Origin of the sequence: Rhodococcus sp. (in: high G+C Gram-positive bacteria), from assembly GCF_049286785.1 — a bacterium.
Lineage (GTDB): Bacteria > Actinomycetota > Actinomycetes > Mycobacteriales > Mycobacteriaceae > Rhodococcus_F.
The window spans coordinates 1-4,214 of the sequence record NZ_JBAQEO010000505.1; the positions used below are offsets into that span (position 1 = coordinate 1).

Genomic DNA, 4,214 nt, shown 5'->3' on the forward strand with positions numbered 1-4,214 from the left:
GGGCGATCTCTTCGGTGCGGCACCCACCGCCGGGGAAGGGTTGGGCTTCGAGAACCAGCACCCCGAGTCCGGCGCGGGCCAGCATGACCGCGGCGGCGAGGCCGTTGGGTCCGGTACCGACCACCACGGCGTCGTGGTCCGGAATGGTCATCTCGACCCCATCACCTTCCGTCGTTGCCGAGGTTGCCGGGTGGGGTGCCGCGGACGGCGGCGGCGATAACCTGCGCGCCGTGCAGGGCTTTGGCTCCGCCGGGTTCGAGGTCGCGGATCTGGGTGCGGCAGCTGAATCCGTCGGCGAGGATCAGCGTGTCCGGATCCGCGTTGCGGATCGCGGGGAGGAGTGTGTCTTCAGCGCAGGCGACGGACACGTCGTAGTGTCCTTGCTCGAAACCGAAGTTCCCGGCCAGGCCGCAGCATCCGGCGTCGAGGACGGTGGTGTCGATTCCGGCCGCTCGCAGGGTTTTCTCGTCGGCGTCGTACTTGAGGACCGCGTGTTGGTGGCAGTGCGGCTGGATCATCGCCGAGACGCTGCGAGGGTGCGGTGGCTGCCAGTCGGCTGCGTTGTGCTGCATCAGTTCACCGAGGGTGACGGTCTGTTGCGCGAGCCGCTGGGCGTCCTCGTTGCCGTGCAGCAATTCGGGCAGGTCTGCGCGGAACACCGCTGCGCAGCTCGGTTCGAGGACCACGATCGGGGTGCCGGCCCGCAGCGCGGGTTGCAGCACCTCGAGGGTGCGGGTGAGTACGTGTGTGGCGGTGGCGAGTTGGCCGGTGGAGATCCAGGTCAGCCCGCAGCACACCGTAGTGGTGGGGACGTCGACGGTGAAGCCGGCGGCCTCGAGCACGGTCACCGCGTCGGCGGCGATATGCGGGTCGAAGTTGTTGGTGAACGTGTCCGGCCACAGCACCACCCGCCCACGACCGGTGGCATGTGGCTCGGGTGGTCGTCGGAGATACCAGTCGGTGAAGCGCTGCCTGGCGAAACGCGGGAAGGGTCGGCGGCGGTCTACGCCGCCGGCAGTTTTGATCGCGGCCGACAATCCTGGTGTGTGGGTGAGGGTGTTGACCAGGGTGGGGGCGACGGCGGCCAGCCGGGCCCACAGCGGGATCCAGCCCATCGCGTAGTGCGAGCGGGGCCGGATTCGCCGCCGGTAGTGGTGGGCGAGGAATTCGGCCTTGTAGGTGGCCATGTCGACGTTGACGGGGCAGTCTGATCGGCATCCCTTGCAGGACAGGCACAGGTCGAGTGCGTCGCGGACGGCGGTGGATTTCCAGCCGTCGGTGATGACGTCGCCTTGGAGCATTTCGAACAGCAACCGGGCGCGTCCGCGGGTGGAGTGCTCTTCCTCGCCGGTGGCCCGGTAGGACGGGCACATCACCCCCGTTTCGTGGCCTCGGCACCTGCCGACGCCGACGCAGCGGGCGGCGGCGCGGCTGAACCGGTGATCGTCGTCAGGGTAGGCGAAGTGGGTGGCCGGTTCGATCGGGAGATAGTCGGTTCCTTGCCGCAGGTTCTCGTCGAGGCGGTAGGGGTGGACGATCTTGCCGGGATTCATCCGGTTGTCGGGATCGAAGATCTGTTTGAGGGTTTCGAAGGCGGTGACCAGGCGGTCACCGAACATGATCGGCAGCAGTTCACCGCGGGATTGCCCGTCGCCGTGCTCACCGGACAGGGACCCGCCGTAGTCGACGACCAAATGGGCGGACTCGGTCGCGAAGGACCTGTACCGGGCGATTCCGGCGGCGGTGCGCAGGTCGAACGGGATACGGGTGTGGACGCAGCCCTGCCCGAAATGTCCATACAGCGAAGCGGTTCCATACCCGTACTTGTCCAGCAACCTCCGGAAGTCGCGCAGATAGTTGCCGAGAGAGTGTGGGGGGACGGCGGCGTCTTCCCATCCTTCGTGGGTTTCCGGTTCGTTCGGCGGGTAGGCGGTGGCGCCGAGTCCGGCTTCGCGGGCCGCCCAGACCCGTTTCTCGTGCTCGGGGTCGTCGAGGATCTTCGCGTTCGGGGTCGTGTCATGGAGATCGTCGACCATGGCTTGGGCCTTGCCATCCGCTTCATCCTTGGTGTCGCCGTTGAATTGCACCATCAGCCACGCGTTTCCGTCGGGCAGTTCCCGCAGTGCCGCTGCCGCGAGATGCTGGCTGTGTTCGAGCTGCACCAACCGGTGGTCGATCCCTTCCAAAGCGGCCGGGAAGTGTCCGAGAATCTGGGGAACGGCATCGGCGGCGGCGCAGATGTCATCGAAACCGAGTAGCGCCAACGAGTTCGCTGCCGGCACCTTCACCAGGGACAGTTCCGCCCGTAGCACGGTGACCAGGGTGCTCTCCGATCCGACGAGCAGGCGGGCGACGTGAAAGTCGTTCTCGGGCAACAGTTGATCAAGATTGTAGCCGGATACCCGGCGGGGGATGTCGGGGTAGCGGACACGAACCTCGTCGGCGTAGCTGCTGCGCAGCTGCCGCAAGCCGTGGTAGATCTCCGCGACCCGGCCCCCGTCTTCAATGATGCGGTCCAGTTCCTCCGCCGCGGTCGGGCCCACCCACATCCGGTGCCCGTCGTAGGTCAGGATCTCCAGCCGCCGGACCGAGTCGGCCATCTTCCCGTACGCCTGCGCGGTCGAGCCGCACGAGTTGTTACCGATCATCCCGCCGATGGTGCAGCTGACGTGGGTGGACGGTTTCGGACCCACCATCCACCCCCACTTCGCGAGCTGATCGTTGAGCCGGTCGAGAGCGATGCCGGGTTGCACCACCAGTGTGCCGATGTCGGTATCCAGGGATTCGATTTCGGTGCAGTACTTGCTCCAGTCCAGGATCACTGCGGTGTTGCAGCACTGCCCGGCCAGGCTGGTGGCGCCACCGCGGGAGAGGACAGGGACGTCGAATTCCCGGCATACCGCGACCGCTGCGACCGCGGCGTCCGGACTGCGCGGAACGACCACCCCGATGGGGACCTGTCGATAGTTGGAGGCATCGGTGGAATACGCAGCCCGCGAGCCGGGATCGAAGCGCACTTCGCCATCGACGCTTTCACGCAGCCGCTGTTCGAGAGCGCGGAACAAGGGTGTCACGTTGCCGATATGCTCGACGGTCACAGAAAGCCTCCTTCTAGACGGGTTCGGCGGCGTGGTGGTGTGGTGATCGGTCTCAACTCCCGACCTGGAACGGCGCAATGTCCGCCTCGCGCAGCGTGAGTCCGTGCCCGGGAGCGTCCGGGTCGGGTCGGAGGCTGCCGCCGCTGGGATCGAGGGCGCCGTCGAAGAATCGCTGTTCGATCCGGACGTGGTCGTGGAACCACTCCAGGTGCCGCAGGTTCGGGATCGCGGCGGCGGCGTGGGCGTGCGCATGCGGGGCGCAATGCCCGGAGACCTCGAGGTTGTGGGCGGCGGCGACGGCGGCCACTCGCAACCAGTCGGTGATGCCACCGCAGCGGGTGACGTCGGCTTGCACGCAGTCCACCGCCCCGGCGGCGAACATCCGCTCGAAGTAGGCCAGGTCGTAGCCGTATTCGCCCGCGGTCACGTCCGGGCGCACGGCCTGCCGGATCTGATGCAGTCCGTCGAGGTCGTCGGAGGAGACCGGTTCTTCGAACCACGTCACATCCCATCTCGCTGAGTCGGCGGCCACCCGGATCGCTTGTTTGCGGCTGTAGGCTCCGTTGGCGTCCACATACAGCTCGGTTTCCCCGCCGATCACGTTGCGGGCGTGCCGAATGCGGTCGAGATCCCGGTCGGTGCGGGTGCCGCGGCCTTCGCCGATCTTGATTTTGACTCGGGGAATGGACTGATCCCGCACCCACCCGGACAGTTGCTGCTCGAGTTGGTGGGCGGTGTAGGTGGTGAACCCGCCGGACCCGTACACCGGCACCGCGTCGTGGACCGCGCCGAGCAACCGGTGCAGCGGCACCGCCAGCAGCCGAGACTTCAGGTCCCACAGGGCGATATCGACCGCGGATAGTGCGCAACCGGCGATACCGGGTCGGCCCGCGTTGCGGATCGCCCGGACCATGGCCTCGTGCAGGCCGGGCACGTGCATGGGGTCCCGGCTGGTGACGAGGTCGGCGAGAGTCCCGGTGACCACCGCAGCGGTAGCGGGCGGCGCGTAGGTCCACCCCGTCCCGACGTGCCCACCGGCGGACACCCGCACCAGCACCAGAGTGGTGGACTCCCAGGCCAGGGTGCCATCGGCCTCGGGGCTGTCGGTGGGGACGG

Annotated in this window: 3 protein-coding genes; all 3 read right to left on the reverse strand. The window is 67.5% G+C overall.

From position 1 onward, the window contains the following. Positions 1–151 (reverse strand): FAD-dependent oxidoreductase (locus WAW17_RS18260; RefSeq protein ID WP_422334347.1); only part of this gene is annotated, 151 nt, incomplete at its 3' end. A gap of 10 nt (positions 152–161) precedes the next feature. Next, entirely contained in the window at positions 162–3,098 is a 2,937-nt protein-coding gene (locus WAW17_RS18265; RefSeq protein ID WP_422334345.1) for an FAD-binding and (Fe-S)-binding domain-containing protein, read from the reverse strand. A gap of 52 nt (positions 3,099–3,150) precedes the next feature. Then, a partial coding sequence (locus tag WAW17_RS18270) for an enolase C-terminal domain-like protein (protein WP_422334346.1) occupies positions 3,151–4,214 on the reverse strand: 1,064 nt, incomplete at its 5' end.